Source organism: Psychrobacter sp. 4Dc (assembly GCF_002836715.1).
In the GTDB taxonomy this organism is placed as follows: domain Bacteria; phylum Pseudomonadota; class Gammaproteobacteria; order Pseudomonadales; family Moraxellaceae; genus Psychrobacter.
The window spans coordinates 1-4,431 of record NZ_PJAT01000114.1; the positions used below are offsets into that span (position 1 = coordinate 1).

The window sequence follows — 4,431 nt, forward strand, 5'->3', positions numbered from 1 at the left end:
ACAGCCTCTCACTGTCATTAGCCGTATTTTATCTTCTATTCTAGAGTGACAGCCATGATAAGTTAAGGCATGGTCGCCAATGAATTGACGTTTGCAGTCCTTGCACTGGTAGTTCTGCTTGCCATAGCTTTTTTTGCCGTGTATCGAAAAACTGGGACTGTGACAGTCGGGGCAATTGATCTGTATTTGTGTCTTCATAACCTCAAATATATCATCTTGCTTTGGCTGTCACCCTCCTTTCATCTCCTCAGCATACTTTCTGACACACCACCACTTTTTGAATACCTTAATAGGTCTTTACTTACAAACGCGCGCTGATACAGACGTATCGTTCTAGGATGCGTTACGAAAAAGTAATGAGCGCTAAAAATAAACTGGGCTCTAAACCGTTCTAGTCATTTGAAAATAAAACTGTCATACTTTTAAATTGAATCTGCTACACCCCAAGTAATCGCCCAATAAGTGATGTTGCGACCATGGCCAATACACCCCACACGACGACGCGAGTGACAGCAGGGAGAGTGGGTGCACCGCCCAAGCGCGCCGATACCATGCCAAGTAGGACTAAGCCGACTATGGTCAGCGCGGCCAATGACCAAACAAGGATCTGGGCTGGAAACACCAAGATGCCGATGACAGGAAATATGGCACCAGTAATAAAGGCCAATGCGGAGGCAATGGAAGCTTGCAGGGGCTTTGCTTGACTGATTTCAGTTAGCCCTATCTCGTCACGAGCATGAGCCTCAAGTGCATCGTGCTCAGTTAAGGCGACAGCAACTTGGTGTGCTAAGTCTTGATCAAGTCCACGCTGCTTATAAATTGTTGTCAGCTCGACAAGCTCCCGCTCAGAATTATGCGTCAGCTCGTAAAGCTCTTTTTTTAAATCAGCCTTTTCAGTATCTGCTTGTGAGGACACAGAGATATACTCACCAGCCGCCATCGATAAAGCCCCTGCAGTCAGTGACGCCAATCCTGTCAGTAATAAGGTTTGGCTGCTCGCGTTTGCGGCGGCAACACCAACCAGTAAACTGGCGGTAGAAATGAGTCCATCATTGGCGCCAAGTACCGCTGCTCTGAGCCATTGACTCCGGTTACTTAGGTGCGGCTCATCGTGAATAGAGTATGACATAGACATCCTCAAAAAATACGGTGGTGTTCTAAAAAGTATGCTGGCGATAAAATCAATAAGAAATCTATGCTAAGTTCTCTGATTCTATAGGGCTTTCAAGGCTTCAAGAATTGTTCAAATTTTAATCAAGTTAAAGATTCAGTTCCGAATTTGAGAGCGATATTAGAGATCAGTTAACCTATACAATCTGCACTATAACTTATTAGGTAGTGGATCCCTCAATATTATAGTGCTCGAAATATTATTAATATCTATAATTACTATGGGTTTATTTAAATCTTATGAGTCGAGAAAGCTCTATATGCTACTATTTATATAGTGTAGAAGACTGAGGTATGAAGTTTACTTTCCTTAGGTGACGTTGTTAATATCGGGGTTTGATGATATATGCGAGACCAATGACCAAAATAAGAAGGTAAGTCTCGCCATGGACAGCCTACTCGTATGCGGTACAACATGCCTTCAACGGTACGTCTTAGATTGGGCTTGTTATATACGTTAATTTGTCGCAATATAATAAATAGCTTGTGCCAATGTTCATCGTTGAGCTTGGTGCGAGTCATAAGTGATGCCTTATTTCTTTGTTGTGGTAAACATTAGAGTAAGGCGTTGCTTATTTTTTTCAATGTTTTCTCAATTCTATACAGCCCCTATTCTCGTAAATAAGCAGTCTTAGCCTATGAAAGTAATAACTGGCTGTGGTTTTATTAACACCAACTAAGCTTGCTGCTGTTCTCGCGGTAGAACCGGCAACAAATAACTCGATGAGTCTGCTTTGTTTATACCAACTTAGTTTACTCTTTCTCATAGTGCTATCCTAAATAATTTTACTCATCTAGGACAGCCCCTTCTTTTTAATCTATTCAAACAATCTTTATTCGATATAAATATTAAGCATTTAACATGCCAAGACGTATTTAGAACCAATTCTCCATAAAAAAATCCTGCCTTGAAGTAAGACAGGATTTTTTTATCGCAAGGCTAATTTTCTAGCCTATGCTATTTACAACTTAGAATGCTTTAGTAATTGTAAATACAGCACCAGTCTCTACACCACGTTTGTACGGGTTGGTGTCGGCGTCAATATTTGTGCCGACAGCAGCAAGCTCAGCTGACAGGTCTTCAACAGAAGCAAAGCTGTAAGTCACACCAACTTTCCAGTCGATGTAGTTATCATCGCCACTAGCGTTATCACTGAAATCATAATCGTCAGCAGTGGTATAACCTAAGCTTGCTACACCACCGAAAGATGCGCTCAATGGCATGCTATAAGTCAGGTTTAAATACCATGCATCAGTATCTAAGCCAAAAAAATCATTAGTGAAATTCACGCTTGCAAGCAAACTGTCACCAACAGTGATGGTGTCTGCAAAACCTAGACGTGCATACAGCTCAAGCCAATTCAAATCAGAAGCACTTGGATAGCCGTAGTACCATAAACCGACATCTAAAACTGGTTTAGACGCCAAAGAGCCAAGTTCAGTGCTATAACCTACATATGGATCGAGCTCTAATGAGCTACCAAAGCCGACATTCGAGCCCCAGACACCTGCGTATAAGCCAGAGCTATGGGTTAATCCATAACCAACTTGAACGGCAGGGTCGCTTTCAGTTTGTGTCATACCACGATAGCGGTAATCTGAAGTCATTGCTGCAGTACCAGAGAATGATACATCGCTTTCAGCTGCCATAGTCAAGCCACTTGCACAAGTGAGTAAAGATGCAGCCACTAATGTAGAAAGTTTAAAGTTCATGTTGGTATTCCCCCAAGCTGTTTATTACAAATGTTCAAATCGAAATGATTTGACTCTGAACTTGTTATTGAAATAGCAAAGGGCGTGCCAACTTTATTAAGTTACTGTTTTATCTTATTTCTTTGCAATAAAACTGCAATAACTTACAAAACCAACTTTGAAGCATTATTGTATTGCACAAATATTGGGCGATTTATTGATTTTGCACCAAAACAAATCAAACTGTATCAAATTGTTTGTAAATAGGAATTATTCTTATACAGTTTATATTCTGCACGATGCAATAAAAAAAACCAACCGCAGTTGGTTGGCTTTTTAAGTATTTTCTTCTGAGCAAAGCATGAAAAATTATTTTTCCATATTTGATAGGATTGATGTTCTGACATCATCCAATGTGGCATTGATGGTGAGCATCACGGCATCGGCACATTGTTTGATCGCAGTGTCAGGATCTTTTAGACCATTACCCGTCACTGTGCAAACGATCACCGAACCTTCAGCGATTTTACCTGCTTTAATATCACGGATTGCACCGCCGATTGAAGCCGCCGATGCAGGCTCAACGAATACGCCTTTTACTTCTAATACTCTTGGATTAGGTTTGGTCATTTTTTATCCTTTTAGCTGTCTAGTTAACCCACTTTAAAAATGATACAGTGCTACTGGGATGAATTTTGTGCAGCCTCTGTGTAAGCAGCACGCAAAGAAAATTTATACCAGTAGCGCGTTTAAATCCATAACATTTTTACATTCAGCTGACTATAGGCTATCTAGAAGGCACCTCTTTCTTATTATTGCTCTTCATCGCCATGCCACTAAAATATATGATGGACATTCCAGAAGGTGTGAAATACATCGGTATGGCACACGGTATGTTGTTTATTACCTATATCATACCCCACTCTCAACTTCGAAAGTGATTGAAAAAAGAAGAGCACCTCACTAGGGTGTGTATAGAACTCAAATGAGTGGCAACCAGATAAAGACACAAGCGAGCATTACCGCCGCTGCATAGCTATCTTTGAGCTTATCATATCGCGTGGCAATGCCCCTAAAATGTTTCAATCTAGCAAAAGCGTTTTCTACCAAATGACGGCAACGATACAAATACCAATCTAGTGTGTCGTTACAGCTTTTAGAGTTCGACTTAACGGGTATGACTGACTCAGCACAGTGCTTGAAGATACACTCTCTAATATCACTACTATCGTAGCCCCTGTCTGCAATCACCGCTTTAGTCTGGTTATTAATCGTGCTATCTATCAACGTCTTTGCCATCTTAGCGTCATGCACTTGCCCACCTGTCAGCTCAATATGTATAGGGTTACCACAAGCATCGACCACTAAGTGCAGTTTGCTGCTATTACCTGCAACACTTTTACCAATGGCCTCATCAAGATGACTGGCTGCACCTGAACTATGCTGATGAGCTTTGACCACGCTACCGTCTATAAATAACCATTCACTATCATAGTTTGCTGTGACTATCTTCATGAGCTTTTGCCATTTACCGGTTTTACGCCAGTAACGGTATTGATGATATATGCG

4 protein-coding genes and 4 pseudogenes are annotated in these 4,431 nt (G+C 41.1%); 1 reads left to right on the forward strand and 7 read right to left on the reverse strand.

The genetic code is table 11. The annotated features are described in order from the left end of the window. The 6 genes and pseudogenes from CXF61_RS11340 to CXF61_RS11365 all read right to left on the reverse strand — a co-directional run. A partial coding sequence (locus tag CXF61_RS11340) for an IS1 family transposase (RefSeq protein WP_193834216.1) occupies positions 1-198 on the reverse strand: 198 nt, incomplete at its 3' end. 238 nt (positions 199-436) lie between these two features. After that, on the reverse strand, positions 437-1,129 hold the full coding sequence (locus CXF61_RS11345; RefSeq protein ID WP_165598265.1) for a VIT1/CCC1 transporter family protein: 693 nt from the start codon (positions 1,127-1,129) through the stop codon (positions 437-439). Between the two features lie 383 nt (positions 1,130-1,512). Next, a pseudogene (locus CXF61_RS11350) lies at positions 1,513-1,692 on the reverse strand (transposase); the annotation flags it as partial. Between the two features lie 71 nt (positions 1,693-1,763). Beyond that, a pseudogene (locus CXF61_RS11355) lies at positions 1,764-1,937 on the reverse strand (IS1595 family transposase); the annotation flags it as partial. 202 nt (positions 1,938-2,139) lie between these two features. Beyond that, positions 2,140-2,883, reverse strand: a complete 744-nt coding sequence (locus tag CXF61_RS11360) for a TorF family putative porin (RefSeq protein ID WP_071001644.1) — start codon at positions 2,881-2,883, stop codon at positions 2,140-2,142. A gap of 348 nt (positions 2,884-3,231) precedes the next feature. After that, positions 3,232-3,459 (reverse strand): annotated as a pseudogene (locus CXF61_RS11365) (threonine synthase); the annotation flags it as partial. A gap of 173 nt (positions 3,460-3,632) precedes the next feature. On the opposite strand from CXF61_RS11365, the pseudogene CXF61_RS11370 reads away from it, so the two are divergent. Further along, positions 3,633-3,779: pseudogene (locus tag CXF61_RS11370) on the forward strand (DUF3817 domain-containing protein); the annotation flags it as partial. Between the two features lie 64 nt (positions 3,780-3,843). Here CXF61_RS11370 and CXF61_RS11375 read toward each other — a convergent pair. After that, positions 3,844-4,431, reverse strand: a 588-nt coding sequence (locus tag CXF61_RS11375) for an IS5 family transposase (protein WP_165598266.1), incomplete at its 5' end; no start/stop codon positions are given.